We start from the raw sequence: 16,125 nt of genomic DNA, 5'->3' as shown, positions 1-16,125 counted from the left end.
CGCGATGACGCCTCTAGAAACCAAGCGCCCGCTGCAGCTCAATGATCAGGGCCAGCTGCGCCACTTCCTCTCGCTCGACGGTTTGCGCCGCGAGCTGTTGACGGAAATCCTCGACACCGCCGACTCCTTCCTTGAAGTCGGCGCCCGGGCCGTGAAGAAAGTCCCGCTACTGCGCGGCAAGACCGTGTGCAACGTGTTCTTCGAGAACTCGACCCGCACCCGCACCACCTTCGAACTGGCGGCCCAACGGCTCTCGGCGGACGTGATCACCCTCAACGTGTCCACGTCGTCGGCGAGCAAGGGCGAAACCCTGCTCGACACCCTGCGCAACCTGGAAGCCATGGCCGCCGACATGTTCGTCGTGCGCCACGGTGATTCGGGTGCCGCGCACTTCATCGCCGAACATGTCTGCCCGCAAGTGGCGATCATCAACGGCGGCGACGGCCGGCACGCACACCCGACCCAGGGCATGCTCGACATGCTGACCATCCGTCGACACAAGGGCGGTTTCGAAAACCTTTCGGTGGCCATCGTCGGCGATATCCTGCATTCGCGAGTCGCGCGCTCGAACATGCTGGCCCTGAAAACCCTCGGTTGCCCGGACATCCGCGTGATCGCGCCGAAAACCCTGCTGCCGATCGGCATCGAGCAATACGGCGTGAAGGTCTACACCGACATGACCGAAGGCCTGAAAGACGTCGACGTGGTGATCATGTTGCGCCTGCAGCGTGAACGCATGACCGGCGGCCTGTTGCCGAGCGAGGGCGAGTTCTACCGCCTGTTCGGCCTGACCACCGCGCGCCTGGCCGGCGCCAAGCCCGATGCCATCGTGATGCACCCGGGGCCGATCAACCGTGGCGTGGAAATCGAATCGGCGGTGGCCGACGGCCCGCATTCGGTGATCCTCAACCAGGTGACCTACGGGATCGCCATTCGTATGGCGGTACTGTCCATGGCCATGAGCGGGCAGACTGCGCAACGCCAATTCGAGCAGGAGAACGCCCAGTGAAGCTCAGCATTCTCGGTGCCCGCGTGATCGATCCGGCCACTGGCCTGGATCAAGTGACCGATATCCACATTGAAGCCTGCAAAGTCGTCGCCCTTGGCGCTGCGCCAGCCGGTTTTGTCGCCGTCGACACCATCGACGCCAAAGGCCTGGTGGCCGCTCCCGGCCTGGTCGACCTCAACGTTGCCCTGCGCGAACCGGGTTACAGCCGCAAAGGCTCGATTGTCAGCGAAACCCGCGCGGCGGCGGCTGGCGGCGTGACCAGCCTGTGCTGCCCGCCAAAGACCAAACCGGTCCTGGACACCTCGGCGGTGGCCGAACTGATCCTCGACCGCGCCCGTGAGGCCGGCAACACCAAAGTCTTCCCGATTGGCGCCCTGAGCAAAGGCCTGGACGGTGAACAGCTGGCCGAGCTCGTGGCACTGCGCGATGCCGGTTGCGTGGCCTTCGGCAACGGCCTGGAGAGTTTCCGCAACACCCGTACCCTGTGCCGGGCGCTGGACTACGCAGCGACTTTCGACCTGACGGTGATTTTCAACTCCCAGGATTACGACCTGGCCGAAGGTGGCCTGGCTCATGAAGGGCCGACCGCCAGCTTCCTGGGCTTGCCGGGCATTCCGGAAAGTGCCGAGACCGTCGCCCTGGCCCGGGATCTGCTGCTGGTTGAACAGACCGGCGTGCGCGCACACTTCAGCCAGCTCACAAGCGCACGCGGCGTGGAGCTGATCGCCCAGGCCCAGGCCCGGGGCCTGAAGGTGACCGCGGATGTCGCCCTGTACCAGCTGATCCTGACCGACGAAGCCCTGATCGGCTTCAGCAGCCTGTACCACGTCCAGCCGCCGCTACGCACCCGCGCCGACCGCGAGGGCCTGCGCGCAGCGGTGAAATCCGGCGTGATCTCGGCCATCTCCAGCCATCACCAACCCCATGAGCGTGACGCCAAACTGGCACCGTTCGGCGCGACCGAGCCGGGCATCAGCAGCGTTGAACTGCTATTGCCACTGGCAATGACCCTGGTCGAAGACGGCTTGCTGGACCTGCCGACGTTGCTCAAGCGCCTGAGCGCCGGCCCTGCCGAGGCCTTGCGCCTGCCGGCAGGCAAACTGGCGGTGGGTGGCGCGGCGGACATCGTGCTGTTCGACCCTGCGGCCTCGACCGTGGCGGGTGAAACCTGGCTGTCCAAGGGCGAAAACTGCCCGTTCATTGGCCATAGCCTGCCGGGTGTGGTGCGTTACACCCTGGTGGATGGGCGGATCAGCCACCAGGCTTAAAAACAAAAGATCGCAACCTGCGGCAGCTCACACGGGAATATGCATTTCCCTGCAGGAGCTGCCGCAGGCTGCGATCTTTTGCTCTTCGCTTATCGACTCTGCGCGTTACGCACAGAAACCTGGTCATTCAACGTCCAGAAGTCATACAGCACGCCAATAAAGAACAACCCGCCCGTCACCAGGTACAGCAACCCGCTGATCCATTTCCCCTGATACATCCGGTGCACACCGAACACCCCGAGAAAAGTCAGCAGGATCCACGCCACGTTGTATTCGATGGGGCCCGCGGTAAACCGCAGGTCAGCCTCGCGGTCCATCGCCGGAATCAGGAAAAGGTCGATCAGCCAACCGATCCCCAGCAAGCCGAAGGTGAAGAACCAGATCGTCCCGGTCACCGGCTTGCCGTAATAGAAGCGGTGAGCGCCGGTGAAACCGAAAATCCACAGCAGGTAACCGATCACTTTACTGTGGGTGTCTTGCTGCTGGACAGCCTGTTGATAGGGGTTCATGAATGACCTCGATTCATACGATAGATAAATATTCTTTAATTCTTTGTGACTTTTTTACAGGCATCCGACGTATGGCAAATGCTACCTTCACTCCCGTCAAAGCCTTGTAACACCGGACTCCTGTCCGACAATTGCGCCATTTTGCCGCTTTTTTGCCACCATTTCCCTCCAGATTGAATCGACCAACGGCCTCGGAGGCGGCAAAAAAGCTGTTATAAAGTTGCGCGCTAACTTATTAAGAGCCTTGCCTAATGCGTTCATTTTTCAAGACATGGCTAACCATTTGCCTTTTGATGCCACTGGCCGCCCACGCCACCAATCGTGAGCAACGTCTTCCTAACGTTAATGGTTACACCCCAAAATCCCATGCCTCTGCTCCTTCGAGCAAAGACAAGAAATCCGCTAAATATGCTCCAAGCCTGGCCAACGACAAAAGCGGCCTGGTTCCACCGATGGGCACCAAGGAAAGCAGCAACGTGCTGAGCCGCGCTGTGAACGTCCTTGGCACTCCCTATCGTTGGGGCGGCAGCAGCCCAAGCAAAGGCTTCGATTGCAGCGGCCTGGTAAAATACGCGTTCAACGACGCCACGTTCGACCTGCCACGCACCTCCAACGCCATGGCCAGCGGTCATGGGGAGAAAGTCGATCGCGACGACCTGAAGCCGGGCGACCTGATTTTCTTCAACATCAAGAGCCGTCGGGTCAATCACGTTGCCATTTACCTGGGCAACGACCGTTTCATCCACGCGCCACGTCGTGGCAAGTCGGTGTCCATCGATACCTTGAAGAAACCGTACTGGGAAAACCACTACGTGGTTGCCAAGCGGGTTCTGCCGAAAGAGCCGAATCAGCTGCGGGTTGTTCAGCGCTGATTGGCTAGCGCACACCTGACGGCGAGTACTTGTGGCGAGGGAGCTTACTCCCGCTGGAGTGCGTAGCGTTCCCGGTTTTTTGGGGTTGCTTCGCAACCCAGCGGGAGCAAGCTCCCTCGCCACAGGTAACATTGCAATTCTCAGAAGTTATCCGGTGACCGCGCCTTCTCCCGCGCATGTTCACGACTGACCAACCCCTTGGTCACCAGGTCCTTCAAGCTCATATCCAGCGTCTGCATCCCCAACGACCCTCCCGACTGAATCGCCGAGTACATTTGCGCCACCTTGTCCTCGCGGATCAGGTTGCGGATCGCCGATGTCCCCAGCATGATCTCGTGGGCCGCGATGCGTCCGCCGCCGATTTTCTTCACCAGGGTCTGGGACACCACCGCCAGCAGCGACTCGGAGAGCATCGAGCGCACCATCGACTTCTCGTCCCCCGGAAACACGTCGACCACCCGGTCGATGGTTTTCGCCGCCGACGTGGTGTGCAGCGTGCCGAACACCAGATGGCCGGTTTCGGCCGCGGTCAATGCCAGGCGAATGGTCTCCAGATCGCGCATCTCCCCCACCAGAATCACATCCGGGTCTTCCCGCAGTGCCGAACGCAAGGCGGTGGCGAAACTACGGGTATCGCGATGGACTTCACGCTGATTGATCAGGCATTTGCGCGACTCATGAACGAACTCGATGGGGTCCTCGATGGTGAGGATGTGGTGATGACGATGGGTATTGAGGTAATCGATCATCGCCGCCAGCGTGGTGGACTTGCCGGAACCGGTCGGGCCGGTCACCAGCACCAGGCCACGGGGAGCGTCGGTCATCTTGTGGAACACGCCGCCCATGCCCAGTTCGTCCATGCTCTGCACTTTTGACGGGATTGTGCGAAACACGGCACCCGCGCCACGGTTCTGATTGAACACATTGACCCGAAAGCGCGCCACGCCGGGCACGTCGAAGGAAAAGTCGGTTTCCAGATGCTTTTCGAATTCCACCCGCTGGGCGTCATTCATGATGGCATGGATCAGAGCCTGCACCTGTTGGTGATCCAGGGCCGGCAGATTGATGCGCCGCACATCACCGTCGACGCGAATCATCGGCGGCAGGCCGGCAGACAGGTGCAGGTCGGATGCCCCCTGTTTGGCGCTGAATGCCAGCAGCTCAGTGATATCCATAGCGCCTCTCAATTCCAGTAGAATGCCGCGAACCTTCAGACCGCTGGCGCCTCTTGATGTCCACCATAGCAGACAACATTCTTCAGGTTAGTTCGCGCATACATGCCGCAACACTTGCCGCGAACCGCGCCGAAAACAGCGTCCGGTTGCTGGCTGTGAGCAAGACCAAACCCGCTCAGGACCTGCGTGAAGCCTACGCCACCGGCCTGCGCGACTTTGGCGAGAACTACTTGCAGGAAGCGCTGGGTAAACAGCTGGAACTGGCCGACCTGCCCTTGATCTGGCACTTCATCGGCCCCATTCAATCGAACAAGACTCGTGCTATCGCCGAGCACTTCGACTGGGTGCATTCCGTGGATCGTCTGAAAATCGCACAACGCCTGTCCGAACAGCGTCCCGCCGATTTGCCGCCCCTGAACATCTGCATTCAGGTCAATGTCAGCGGTGAAGCCAGCAAATCCGGCTGCGCCCCGGCCGACCTGCCGGCTCTGGCCAACGCCATCAGCGACCTGCCGCGCCTGAAACTGCGCGGGTTGATGGCAATCCCGGAGCCTACGGAAGATCGCGCCGCCCAGGATGCCGCTTTCGCTGCCGTGCAAAGCCTGCAAGCCAGCCTGAACCTGCCGCTCGACACACTTTCCATGGGCATGAGCCATGACCTCGAGTCAGCCATTGCCCTAGGTGCCACCTGGGTCCGTATCGGTACGGCCTTGTTTGGCGCCCGCGACTACGGTCAGCCTTGAAAAATGGCTGACTCTTCTCTTTATAAGGACCTGACATGAGCAAGACGCGTATTGCCTTTATCGGTGCCGGTAACATGGCCGCCAGCCTGATCGGTGGCCTGCGGGCCAAGGGTCTGGAAGCAGCGCAGATCCGCGCCAGCGATCCGGGTGAAGAAACCCGCGCCCGCGTGAGTGCTGAACACGGCATCAAAACCTTTGCCGACAACGCCCAGGCCATCGACGGTGCCGACGTGGTCGTGCTGGCGGTCAAACCCCAGGCGATGAAAGCCGTGTGCGAAGCCATTCGCCCAAGCCTCAAGCCCGATCAACTGGTGGTTTCGATTGCCGCGGGCATCACCTGCGCCAGCATGAACAACTGGCTCGGCGCACAGCCGATCGTGCGCTGCATGCCCAACACCCCGGCGTTGGTGCGTCAGGGTGCAAGCGGCCTGTTCGCGACAGCCGAGGTGTCCGCCGAACAGCGTCAGCAGGCCCAGGAGTTGCTGTCCGCGGTCGGCATCGCCCTATGGCTGAATGAAGAGCAGCAACTGGATGCCGTCACCGCCGTGTCCGGCTCGGGCCCGGCGTATTTCTTCCTATTGATCGAGGCCATGACCGCCGCCGGCGTGAAACTCGGCCTGCCAGCGGACATCGCCGCGCAACTGACCTTGCAAACCGCCCTGGGTGCCGCACACATGGCGGTCTCCAGCGACGTAGACGCTGCCGAGTTGCGCCGCCGTGTCACCTCGCCTGCGGGCACCACGGAAGCTGCAATCAAGTCGTTCCAGGCCAATGGCTTCGAAGCCCTGGTCGAAAAGGCACTCGGCGCTGCCGCGCATCGCTCGGCCGAGATGGCTGAGCAACTTGGCCGCTAATCAGCTCTTAAAAAGGACTCAATAATGCTAGGACTCAACGATGCTGCCGTTTTCATCATTAAAACCTTGGGCAGCCTTTATCTACTGATTGTACTGCTGCGCTTCATCCTACAACTGGTTCGGGCGAATTTTTACAACCCGCTCTGCCAGTTCATCGTCAAAGCCACCCAACCTCTGCTCAAGCCGCTGCGCCGGGTCATCCCGAGCATGTTCGGGCTGGATATGTCGTCGCTGGTGCTGGCGCTGATCGTGCAGATACTGCTGATGGCGGTCATCCTCACGCTCAAAGGCTTCGAGGTTAACTGGTTGCTGATTGCGCCATGGTCGGTGATCGCCCTGTTCTCGTTGTTTTTGAATGTGCTGTTCTACGCGATGATCATCAGCGTGATTCTCTCCTGGGTTGCCCCGGGCAGCCACAACCCAGGGGCTGAGCTGGTCGCGCAGATTACTGAACCGGTACTCGCCCCGTTCCGCCGCATCATCCCGAACCTGGGCGGCCTCGATATTTCGCCGATCTTCGCGTTCATCGTGATCCAGTTGCTGCAAAGCTGGCTGATCCCGCGCCTTGCGTACTATGCCTTCATGCCACAGGGTCTGCTCGGCCTGATCTGATGAGCTACTTCCGCTGGGACGGTGACGACCTGATTCTGGAGTGTCACCTGCAACCGGCAGCCCGCAGTGATGATTTCTGCGGGCTGCACGGCGATCGCCTGAAGATCCGCCTGACCGCGCCGCCGGTCGAGGGCAAGGCCAACGCGTATCTGATGGCGTTCCTGGCCAAGGCCTTTGGCGTGTCCAAGAGCCAGGTCAGCCTGATCAGTGGCGAGTTGAACCGGCAGAAACGGGTGCGAATCTGTTCGCCGAAGAAGTTGCCGGACTTGCCTGATCTGGTGCGCCCGGCAGGCTGACCGCGTCATCGTTCATCGCGAGCAGGCTCGCTTCCACATCTGAAATGCAATCCCTGTGGGAGCGAGCCTGCTCGCAATGAATACACCTCGTTACAGCTGGAGGAAAACAGCTCGGACCTTTGCTTGCCGCTAACCCCAGCGGTCTTTAGACTTACGCCTCATTTCAATGAGAGCAGGGTCGATGCCAGCTGCCTTTCCCCCCGATTCTGTTGGTCTGGTGACGCCGCAAGTGGCGCACTTCAGCGAACCCCTGGCGTTGGCCTGTGGACGTTCGCTCCCGGCCTATGACCTGATTTACGAAACCTACGGCACGCTCAACGCCACGGCGAGCAACGCCGTGCTGATCTGCCACGCCCTGTCCGGTCACCACCACGCCGCCGGTTATCACAGCGTCGACGACCGCAAGCCCGGTTGGTGGGACAGCTGCATCGGCCCCGGCAAGCCGATCGACACCAGCAAGTTCTTCGTGGTCAGCCTGAACAACCTCGGCGGCTGCAACGGCTCCACTGGCCCGAGCAGCATCAACCCGGAGACCGGCAAGCCGTTCGGCGCCGACTTCCCGGTGTTGACCGTCGAGGATTGGGTGCACAGCCAGGCGCGCCTGGCGGATCGCCTCGGCATCGCCCAGTTCGCGGCCGTGATCGGCGGCAGCCTCGGCGGCATGCAGGCGATGCAATGGAGCATCACCTACCCAGACCGCATCCGTCATTGCCTGGCCATCGCCTCGGCGCCCAAGCTGTCGGCGCAGAACATCGCGTTCAACGAAGTGGCGCGCCAGGCGATCCTCACCGACCCTGAATTCCACGGCGGTTCGTTCCAGGAACACAACGTGATCCCCAAGCGCGGCCTGATGCTGGCGCGGATGGTCGGGCACATCACCTACCTTTCCGACGATTCCATGGGCGAGAAATTCGGCCGCGGGCTCAAGAGCGAGAAGCTCAACTACGACTTCCACAGCGTCGAATTCCAGGTGGAAAGCTACCTGCGCTATCAGGGCGAAGAGTTCTCCGGGCGCTTCGACGCCAACACGTACCTGTTGATGACCAAGGCGCTCGATTACTTCGATCCTGCGGCGAACTTCGACGATAACCTGGCCAAAACCTTTGAAGGTGCCAAGGCCAAGTTCTGCGTGATGTCGTTCACCACCGACTGGCGCTTCTCCCCTGCCCGCTCGCGGGAACTGGTGGATGCGCTGATGGCCGCGCGCAAGGACGTCTGCTACCTCGAGATCGACGCTCCGCAAGGCCACGACGCCTTCCTGATTCCGATCCCGCGCTACCTGCAGGCATTCGGCAATTACATGAACCGCATTACGTTGTGAGAAAGCCATGAGAGCTGATCTGGAAATCATCCAGGAATGGATCCCCGCCGGCAGCCGCGTGCTCGACCTCGGGTGCGGCGATGGCGAACTGCTGACCTGGCTGCGCGACAACAAGCAAGTCACCGGCTATGGCCTGGAAAACGATGCCGACAACATCGCCGAGTGCGTGGCCAAGGGCATCAACGTCATCGAACAGGACCTGGACAAGGGCCTGGGCAACTTTGCCAGCAACAGTTTCGATGTCGTGGTCATGACCCAGGCGCTGCAAGCGGTGCACTACCCGGACAGGATCCTCGAGGAAATGCTGCGCGTCGGCCGTCAGTGCATCATCACTTTCCCGAATTTCGGTCACTGGCGCTGCCGCTGGTACCTGGCGAGCAAGGGCCGCATGCCGGTTTCCGAGTTCCTGCCGTACACCTGGTACAACACGCCGAACATTCACTTCTGCACCTTCGCCGACTTTGAAGCCTTGTGTCGCGAACGTGAAGCGAAGGTCATTGATCGGCTGGCCGTGGATCAACAACATCGGCACGGGTGGGCCAGCAAGCTATGGCCTAATCTGTTAGGTGAGATCGGCATCTACCGGGTCAGCAGCCCGGGACTTTCCGACCACAGGGTCGCAGTCTGATCCACCCTATTTCAAGGAGAACGATCATGGGTCGTCTAGCGTTGTTTCTACTCACTACCTGCCTGAGCGTCACCACCATGGCCGCCGACGCCATCAAGAGCGAACGCAAGGAAACCTTCGGTGACGTGACGGTGCACTACAACACCTTCAACTCCACCTACCTGCTACCGGACGTTGCCAAGGCCGCCCAACTGACCCGCAGCAAGGATCAGGGCGTGATCAACATTACGGTGATCAAGGCCGGCACGCCGATGACGGCCGAGGTCAGCGGCACCGTCAAAGACCTGACCAGCCAAAGCTACACACTGAACTTCAAGCAGGTCACCGAGCAAGGAGCGATCTACTACATCGCCCAATACCCAGTACCCCAGCAGGAAGTCCGCACCTTCGACATCAAGGTGCAGACCGGCGACAAGATCAACACCATCAATTTCAACCAAGAGCTCTTCCCTGGCCAATGATCAACTTCACGCAACTCGTACTGGCCAGCCATAACGCCGGCAAACTCAAGGAACTCCAGGCCATGCTCGGCGAGTCGGTGCATCTGCGCTCGATTGGCGAGTTCAGCAGCGTCGAACCTGAAGAGACTGGTTTGTCGTTCGTCGAGAACGCCATCCTCAAGGCCCGCAATGCCGCGCGCATTTCCGGCCTGCCGGCGCTGGCCGACGACTCAGGGCTGGCGGTAGATTTCCTTGGCGGCGCGCCAGGTATCTACTCGGCGCGTTATGCCGACGGCAAGGGCGATGCGGCGAACAACGCCAAGCTGCTCGACGTGTTGAAAGACGTGCCTGAAGCCGAACGCGGCGCGCAGTTCGTATGCGTGCTGGCACTGGTGCGCCACGCCGACGATCCGCTGCCGATCCTCTGCGAAGGTCTGTGGCATGGGCGAATCCTGACCCAGGCCAGCGGCGAGCACGGTTTTGGCTACGACCCGCTGTTCTGGGTGCCGGAGCGCGATTGCTCCAGTGCCGAAATGAGCCCTGGCGACAAGAACCAGATCAGCCACCGAGCCCGTGCAATGGATCTGCTGCGCCAGCGTCTGGGCTTGAAATGACCCGTGAATCATCCGCGTCGCCGCTGATCTTCGGCGGCGACGCTCAATCGCCTCGGGCGGCCCTGCCTGTGCTGCCGCCGCTGGCGCTGTACATCCACATCCCGTGGTGCGTGCGCAAATGCCCTTATTGCGACTTCAACTCCCACACCGCCAGCCCCGTGCTGCCGGAAGAAGAGTACGTCGACGCCTTGCTGGCCGATCTCGATCAGGACCTGCACGCCGTTTATGGTCGTGAGCTGAGCTCGATTTTCTTTGGTGGCGGCACGCCAAGCCTGTTCAGCGCTGATTCGCTGGGGCGCTTGCTCAAAGGCGTCGAACAGCGCATTCCGTTTGCCAGCGACATCGAAATCACGCTGGAAGCCAATCCGGGGACGTTCGAGCAAGACAAGTTCGTCGCGTACCGGAAACTGGGGATCAATCGCCTGTCGATCGGCATCCAGAGCTTCCAGCAAGAAAAGCTTGAGGCCCTGGGGCGGATCCACAACGGCGACGAAGCCGTACGTGCCGCCGGCATGGCGCGGCAGGCCGGGTTCGACAACTTCAACCTGGACTTGATGCATGGCTTGCCGAATCAGTCCCTGGACGATGCCTTGGCGGACCTGCGCACAGCCATCGCCCTGAAACCGACACACCTGTCGTGGTATCAACTGACCCTGGAACCGAACACGGTGTTCTGGAACCAGCCGCCGACACTGCCGGAAGACGACACGCTGTGGGACATTCAGGAAGCCGGGCAAGCGCTGCTCGCCGAACACGGTTACGCGCAATACGAAGTCTCGGCCTACGCCCTGCCCGGTCGCCCGGCGCGCCACAACCTCAATTACTGGAGTTTTGGCGACTTCATTGGCATCGGCGCCGGCGCCCATGGCAAGCTCAGTCATCCGGACGGACGCATCATTCGCACCTGGAAGACGCGCCTGCCGAAGGATTACCTGAATCCGGCGAAGAATTTCCTGGCTGGCGAGAAAGCGCTGGGCAACGATGAAATGCCGTTCGAATTCCTGATGAACGCGCTGCGCCTGACTGAAGGCGTCGAATCGCGGCTGTACCCGGAACGTACCGGCATGACGCTGGAAAGCCTTGCTGAAGGCCGCCGTGAAGCCGAACAAAGCGGCCTGTTGCAGGTCGAACCGTCACGTCTGGTAGCCACGATGCGCGGACAACTCTTCCTCAACGACTTGCTGCAGAAATTTCTGACATAAGGAAATCGAATGGATTTGGTACTCGACCTGCTTGCCACCGTGTCTCGCTGGAGCCGCAGCAACCTCTCGGAAATCGCCCTGGCCTTGGTGGGCTGCCTGCTGGTGCTGTTCGGTGCGGATTTCAAAGGCTGGGTCGAGCAGCGCCTGGGCAGCATCGCCGGCGCGTTGCGCGTGCCGCTGATGTCCCTGCTGTGCATGATCGGCAGCGGCGCGGCACTGATCTACGCCACGCCGTGGGTCGTGCGCGGCTTGAGCCAGTTCAACAACTACAGCCTGGCGCCGGTGTTGCTGGTGGTGCTGGTGTTGATTGGCGTGGTCGCTGACCGCCGCTGATTTTTTTGCCGAATACAAAACAACTGTAGGAGCGAGCCTGCTCGCGATAGCGGTCTGACAGTCAACTCAGATGTTGAATGTCATGGCCTCATCGCGAGCAGGCTCGCTCCTACAGTTTTTACAGCATTACGGCTTAGGACTGTTTCTCGAACTTCAAATCCCACACACCATGCCCAAGACGTTCGCCACGGCGTTCGAACTTGGTGATCGGGCGCTCGGCCGGGCGCGGCACGCACTTGCCGTCTTCAGCGAGGTTGCGGTAACCCGGCGCGACGCTCATCACTTCCAGCATGTACTCGGCGTACGGCTCCCAGTCAGTGGCCATATGCAGAATGCCGCCGACTTTCAACTTGCTGCGCACCAACTCAGCGAAAGACGCCTGAACGATACGGCGCTTGTGGTGACGGCTCTTGTGCCACGGATCCGGGAAGAACAGCATCAGGCGATCGAGGCTGTTATCGGCCACGCAGCGGTTGAGCACTTCGATCGCATCGCAATCGTAGACCCGCAGGTTGGTCAGGCCTTGCGTCAGCACGCCATTGAGCAACGCACCGACACCCGGACGGTGCACTTCGACGCCGATGAAATCCTGATCCGGTGAAGCCGCTGCCATTTCCAGCAGCGAATGGCCCATACCGAAACCGATTTCCAGCGAGCGCGGTGCCGAGCGACCGAACACCTGGTCGAAATCCACCGGCGCATCGGCCAGCGGCAGCACGAACAGCGGAGTGCCCTGCTCCAGGCCCTTTTGCTGGCCTTCGGTCATGCGCCCGGCGCGCATCACGAAACTCTTGATGCGGCGGTGTTGGCGCTCGTCGCCTTCTTCCGTCTGGATTGGCGTGTCGTTCGATTCAGTCATCAATGGCTCTTACTTGATCAGACCATCCAGCGGCGAAGAGGCGCTGGCATAGAGTTTTTTCGGCATGCGGCCGGCGAGGTAGGCCAGGCGACCTGCGACGATCGCATGTTTCATGGCTTCAGCCATCATGACCGGCTGCTGGGCGTGGGCAATGGCCGAGTTCATCAGCACCGCATCACAACCCAGCTCCATGGCAATAGTGGCGTCGGAAGCGGTACCGACACCGGCATCCACCAGCACCGGGATTTTGGCTTCTTCGAGGATGATCTGCAGGTTGTATGGATTACAGATCCCCAGACCGGAGCCGATCAGACCGGCCAGCGGCATCACCGCGATACAGCCGATTTCCGCCAATTGACGGGCGATGATCGGATCATCACTGGTGTAGACCATCACGTCGAAGCCTTCCTTGACCAGCGTTTCGGCGGCCTTGAGGGTTTCGATCACGTTGGGGAACAGGGTTTTCTGGTCGGCCAGCACTTCCAGCTTCACCAGGTTGTGGCCATCGAGCAGCTCACGGGCCAGGCGGCAGGTGCGCACGGCTTCGATGGCGTCGTAGCAACCGGCGGTGTTCGGCAGGAAAGTGTAGCGATCCGGCGACAGCACATCGAGCAGGTTCGGCTCGCCCTCGATCTGGCCAAGGTTGGTGCGGCGTACGGCGAAGGTGACGATCTCGGCACCCGAGGCTTCGATGGCCAGGCGGGTTTCTTCCATGTCACGGTACTTGCCGGTACCGACCAGCAAACGCGACTGGTAAGTACGACCGGCCAGGACGAAAGGCTTGTCGCTGCGAACGATGCTCATGGGAAATCCTCTGTAGGGGTGAGGTACTTGCAGAATTCTGTGGCCACTGGGCCGAGGCTGCTAGCCGCCGCCGATGGCGTGCACGACTTCGACGTTGTCGCCGTCGTTCAACGCGGTGTCTGCGTGCTGACTGCGCGGGACGATATCCAGATTGAGTTCGACCGCCACCCGGCGTCCGGTCAGGTCCAGACGGGTCAGCAGGGCCGCAACGGTTTCACCGTCGGGCAGTTCAAGGGATTCGCCGTTCAACTGAATGCGCATGCCGGATGCCGCCATCATTTTTAGGGGCTGGCATTCTAGCCCGATCAGTCAGGTCGACCCAAGCCATTCGTCATGAAATGGACCGTTAAGTCAGCTCAGGCGCCAGGCGGCAAGTCCGAGGCAAAACCAGCCCACCAGGAAGGCCAGGCCACCGAACGGGGTGATGATGCCGAGCTTGCTGATGCCCGTCAGCGTCAATACATACAGGCTGCCGGAGAACAGCAGGATACCGATGGCAAACGACGCAGCGGCCCATGTGGCGAGTCGACCGGGAATTTGCGTGGCCAGCGCTGCGATACCGAGCAACGCCAGGGCGTGAACCAATTGATAGGTGACGCCGGTGTGGAAGATCGCCAGGTACTCGGCGCTCAGGCGGTCCTTCAAGCCATGGGCGGCAAAGGCCCCGAGGCCGACACCGGTGAAGCCGAAAAAAGCGGCCAGTATCAGAAAGCCACGCAGCATGCAGAACTCCAGTCAGTTTCGATCCAAAGGGTCTGTATAATGGCCCGCTCAACGGGTTCGGCCAAGCCATCTCTATGCTGCGTATCTATTTCCGTCATTTCTCCAAGGCCGTGCTCTGGTTCATGGGTGGCAGCGTATTGCTGGTGCTGATCTTTCGCGTGGTACCGCCGCCAGGGACGATGCTAATGGTCGAGCGCAAGATCGAGTCCTGGTTCGACGGTGAACCCATCGACCTGCAACGGACCTGGAAACCCTGGGACGAGATCTCTGATGACCTGAAAGTCGCGGTGATTGCCGGCGAAGACCAGAAATTCCCGGAACATTGGGGCTTCGATATCGGCGCGATTCAGGCGGCGTTTGCCCATAACGAGCGCGGCGGTTCGATCCGTGGCGCCAGCACCCTGAGCCAGCAAGTCTCGAAAAACCTGTTCCTGTGGTCTGGCCGCAGCTGGCTGCGCAAAGGCCTGGAAGCCTGGTTCACCGGACTGATCGAAGTGTTCTGGCCCAAGCAGCGGATTCTTGAGGTGTACCTCAACAGTGTCGAGTGGGATGACGGCGTATTTGGTGCCGAAGCGGCGGCCCGACATCACTTTGGCGTGAGCGCCAGAAACCTCAGCCGTCAGCAATCGAGTTTGTTGGCCGCCGTACTGCCCAATCCTCGTGTGTGGAGTGCGAGCCATCCGACTTCCTACGTTTCGCGTCGGGCGGGCTGGATTCGGCAGCAGATGAGCCAACTGGGTGGCGACAGCTATCTGGTCGGGCTGAACGATTCGCGCCGGGCGCCTTGGGCCGAGTAACCGATCACCATTTTTTGAAACACTGAAGATCCCTGTGGGAGCAAGCTTGCTCCCACAGGTTCAATGTGATGCAAACAAATCAGGCACAAACAAAAACGCCCCGATCAATGATCGGGGCGTTTTTTATTGCCTGCTCGCCAGTTACGCAGCGATCGACAACTTGAGCTTGTTCATCGCGCTCTTCTCGAGTTGGCGAATACGCTCGGCCGACACGTTGTACTTCTGCGCCAGGTCATGCAGCGTGGCTTTTTCTTCCGCCAGCCAGCGCTGGTAGAGGATGTCACGGCTGCGGTCGTCCAGCACTTCCAGCGCTTCGTGCAGGTTGTGGTTGGAGTTGTCGCTCCAGTCGGCATCTTCCAGTTGACGGGCCGGGTCGTACCGGTGGTCTTCCAGATAGTTGGCCGGCGACTGGAAAGCACTGTCGTCGTCCGCTTCGGCAGCCGGGTCGAAGGCCATGTCATGGCCAGTCAGGCGGCTTTCCATCTCGCGCACTTCCCGAGGCTCTACACCGAGGCTTTCCGCCACACGGTGGACTTCCTCGTTGTTCAGCCAGGCCAGGCGTTTCTTCTGGCTGCGCAGGTTGAAGAACAACTTGCGCTGGGCCTTGGTGGTCGCGACTTTCACGATGCGCCAGTTGCGCAGGATGAACTCGTGGATTTCCGCCTTGATCCAGTGCACGGCAAAGGACACCAGGCGCACGCCCATTTCCGGGTTGAAGCGCTTCACGGCCTTCATCAGGCCGACGTTGCCTTCCTGGATCAGGTCAGCCTGAGCCAGACCGTAGCCGGAATAGCTACGGGCGATATGTACGACAAAACGCAGGTGGGCGAGCACCATCTGCCGAGCCGCCCCCAAATCCTGCTCATAATAGAGACTCTCGGCCAGTTCACGCTCCTGCTCCGGCGACAGCAATGGAATGCTGTTGACGGTGTGCACATAGGCCTCCAGGTTCGCACCCGGGACCAGAGCATATGCAGGTTGCAAAGAATTGGTCATACGAAAAAACCTCCGACTTACAAACTCGTGCAGTTCAGCACTGCGAAAATTGACCGGAAACCGAAAGACA

At 60.6% G+C, this 16,125-nt stretch carries 21 protein-coding genes; 14 read left to right on the top strand and 7 right to left on the bottom strand.

Annotated elements, in window-relative coordinates:
- Positions 1-4: 4 nt before the first annotated feature.
- Positions 5-1,009 carry an aspartate carbamoyltransferase catalytic subunit gene (locus tag KGB07_RS09680; protein ID WP_007939362.1) on the top strand — a complete coding sequence of 335 codons (1,005 nt, stop codon included), beginning with the start codon at positions 5-7 and terminating at the stop codon, positions 1,007-1,009.
- Positions 1,006-2,277 (top strand): dihydroorotase, encoded by a 1,272-nt coding sequence (locus tag KGB07_RS09675; RefSeq protein WP_223465265.1) that lies wholly within the window; start codon positions 1,006-1,008, stop codon positions 2,275-2,277. Before KGB07_RS09680 ends, KGB07_RS09675 begins: the two co-directional genes overlap by 4 nt.
- An 89-nt stretch (positions 2,278-2,366) precedes the next feature.
- Here KGB07_RS09675 and KGB07_RS09670 read toward each other — a convergent pair whose 3' ends face one another.
- On the bottom strand, positions 2,367-2,786 hold the full coding sequence (locus KGB07_RS09670) for an NINE protein (RefSeq protein WP_046039250.1): 420 nt from the start codon (positions 2,784-2,786) through the stop codon (positions 2,367-2,369).
- A 251-nt stretch (positions 2,787-3,037) separates the two neighbouring features.
- On the opposite strand from KGB07_RS09670, the gene KGB07_RS09665 reads away from it, so the two are divergent.
- Positions 3,038-3,658, top strand: a complete 621-nt coding sequence (locus tag KGB07_RS09665; protein WP_046039247.1) for a C40 family peptidase — start codon at positions 3,038-3,040, stop codon at positions 3,656-3,658.
- 140 nt (positions 3,659-3,798) lie between these two features.
- Here KGB07_RS09665 and KGB07_RS09660 read toward each other — a convergent pair whose 3' ends face one another.
- Positions 3,799-4,833, bottom strand: a complete 1,035-nt coding sequence (locus KGB07_RS09660) for a type IV pilus twitching motility protein PilT (RefSeq protein ID WP_046039245.1) — start codon at positions 4,831-4,833, stop codon at positions 3,799-3,801.
- 56 nt (positions 4,834-4,889) lie between these two features.
- Between KGB07_RS09660 and KGB07_RS09655 the strand changes: the two genes are divergently transcribed.
- The 10 genes from KGB07_RS09655 (at position 4,890) to KGB07_RS09610 (ending at position 11,876) form a co-directional block, all read left to right on the top strand.
- The gene (locus tag KGB07_RS09655) at positions 4,890-5,576 is read left to right on the top strand and encodes a YggS family pyridoxal phosphate-dependent enzyme (RefSeq protein WP_223465264.1); all 687 of its coding nucleotides are present in this window, start codon (positions 4,890-4,892) and stop codon (positions 5,574-5,576) included.
- A 35-nt stretch (positions 5,577-5,611) separates the two neighbouring features.
- A complete protein-coding gene (gene proC, locus KGB07_RS09650; protein WP_046039242.1) occupies positions 5,612-6,430 on the top strand; it encodes a pyrroline-5-carboxylate reductase in 819 nt (272 codons plus the stop codon).
- Between the two features lie 24 nt (positions 6,431-6,454).
- Complete coding sequence (locus KGB07_RS09645) at positions 6,455-7,042, top strand: YggT family protein (RefSeq protein WP_046039240.1); 588 nt, start codon at positions 6,455-6,457, stop codon at positions 7,040-7,042.
- Positions 7,042-7,338: a DUF167 domain-containing protein gene (locus tag KGB07_RS09640; RefSeq protein ID WP_046039238.1), complete on the top strand. Its 297-nt coding sequence runs from the start codon at positions 7,042-7,044 to the stop codon at positions 7,336-7,338. The genes KGB07_RS09645 and KGB07_RS09640 overlap by 1 nt, the downstream gene beginning before the upstream one ends.
- Positions 7,339-7,519: 181 nt before the next feature.
- Positions 7,520-8,659, top strand: coding sequence for a homoserine O-succinyltransferase MetX (gene metX, locus KGB07_RS09635; protein WP_046039236.1), 1,140 nt, complete (start codon positions 7,520-7,522; stop codon positions 8,657-8,659).
- Positions 8,660-8,666: 7 nt separating this feature from the next.
- Entirely contained in the window at positions 8,667-9,287 is a 621-nt protein-coding gene (gene metW / locus KGB07_RS09630) for a methionine biosynthesis protein MetW (RefSeq protein ID WP_046039234.1), read from the top strand.
- 26 nt (positions 9,288-9,313) lie between these two features.
- Positions 9,314-9,748, top strand: coding sequence for a DUF4426 domain-containing protein (locus tag KGB07_RS09625; protein WP_223465263.1), 435 nt, complete (start codon positions 9,314-9,316; stop codon positions 9,746-9,748).
- Positions 9,745-10,341: an RdgB/HAM1 family non-canonical purine NTP pyrophosphatase gene (gene rdgB, locus KGB07_RS09620; protein WP_056726483.1), complete on the top strand. Its 597-nt coding sequence runs from the start codon at positions 9,745-9,747 to the stop codon at positions 10,339-10,341. Before KGB07_RS09625 ends, rdgB begins: the two co-directional genes overlap by 4 nt.
- Positions 10,338-11,543 (top strand): radical SAM family heme chaperone HemW, encoded by a 1,206-nt coding sequence (gene hemW / locus KGB07_RS09615; RefSeq protein ID WP_046039228.1) that lies wholly within the window; start codon positions 10,338-10,340, stop codon positions 11,541-11,543. The genes rdgB and hemW overlap by 4 nt, the downstream gene beginning before the upstream one ends.
- A 9-nt stretch (positions 11,544-11,552) precedes the next feature.
- The gene (locus tag KGB07_RS09610; RefSeq protein ID WP_007987827.1) at positions 11,553-11,876 is read left to right on the top strand and encodes a DUF3392 domain-containing protein; all 324 of its coding nucleotides are present in this window, start codon (positions 11,553-11,555) and stop codon (positions 11,874-11,876) included.
- Between the two features lie 133 nt (positions 11,877-12,009).
- Here the strand turns inward: KGB07_RS09610 and trmB are convergent, their stop codons facing one another.
- The 4 genes from trmB to KGB07_RS09590 form a co-directional block, all read right to left on the bottom strand.
- Positions 12,010-12,735: a tRNA (guanosine(46)-N7)-methyltransferase TrmB gene (gene trmB / locus KGB07_RS09605; protein WP_046039226.1), complete on the bottom strand. Its 726-nt coding sequence runs from the start codon at positions 12,733-12,735 to the stop codon at positions 12,010-12,012.
- 9 nt (positions 12,736-12,744) lie between these two features.
- On the bottom strand, positions 12,745-13,539 hold the full coding sequence (locus KGB07_RS09600; protein WP_008051425.1) for a thiazole synthase: 795 nt from the start codon (positions 13,537-13,539) through the stop codon (positions 12,745-12,747).
- Between the two features lie 60 nt (positions 13,540-13,599).
- The gene (gene thiS, locus KGB07_RS09595) at positions 13,600-13,800 is read right to left on the bottom strand and encodes a sulfur carrier protein ThiS (protein WP_162184594.1); all 201 of its coding nucleotides are present in this window, start codon (positions 13,798-13,800) and stop codon (positions 13,600-13,602) included.
- A gap of 90 nt (positions 13,801-13,890) precedes the next feature.
- Positions 13,891-14,262 (bottom strand): DUF423 domain-containing protein, encoded by a 372-nt coding sequence (locus KGB07_RS09590; RefSeq protein ID WP_046039225.1) that lies wholly within the window; start codon positions 14,260-14,262, stop codon positions 13,891-13,893.
- Between the two features lie 74 nt (positions 14,263-14,336).
- Between KGB07_RS09590 and mtgA the strand changes: the two genes are divergently transcribed.
- Positions 14,337-15,059 (top strand): monofunctional biosynthetic peptidoglycan transglycosylase, encoded by a 723-nt coding sequence (mtgA, locus tag KGB07_RS09585; RefSeq protein WP_046039224.1) that lies wholly within the window; start codon positions 14,337-14,339, stop codon positions 15,057-15,059.
- A 141-nt stretch (positions 15,060-15,200) separates the two neighbouring features.
- Here the strand turns inward: mtgA and rpoH are convergent, their stop codons facing one another.
- The gene (gene rpoH, locus KGB07_RS09580) at positions 15,201-16,055 is read right to left on the bottom strand and encodes an RNA polymerase sigma factor RpoH (protein ID WP_007975386.1); all 855 of its coding nucleotides are present in this window, start codon (positions 16,053-16,055) and stop codon (positions 15,201-15,203) included.
- Positions 16,056-16,125: the final 70 nt, after the last annotated feature.

Origin of the sequence: Pseudomonas sp. GL-RE-26, from assembly GCF_019956275.1 — a bacterium.
GTDB lineage: Bacteria > Pseudomonadota > Gammaproteobacteria > Pseudomonadales > Pseudomonadaceae > Aquipseudomonas > Aquipseudomonas grandcourensis.
The sequence above is the reverse complement of the archived record's forward strand: the minus strand, read 5'-3'. Positions and strand labels throughout refer to the sequence as shown.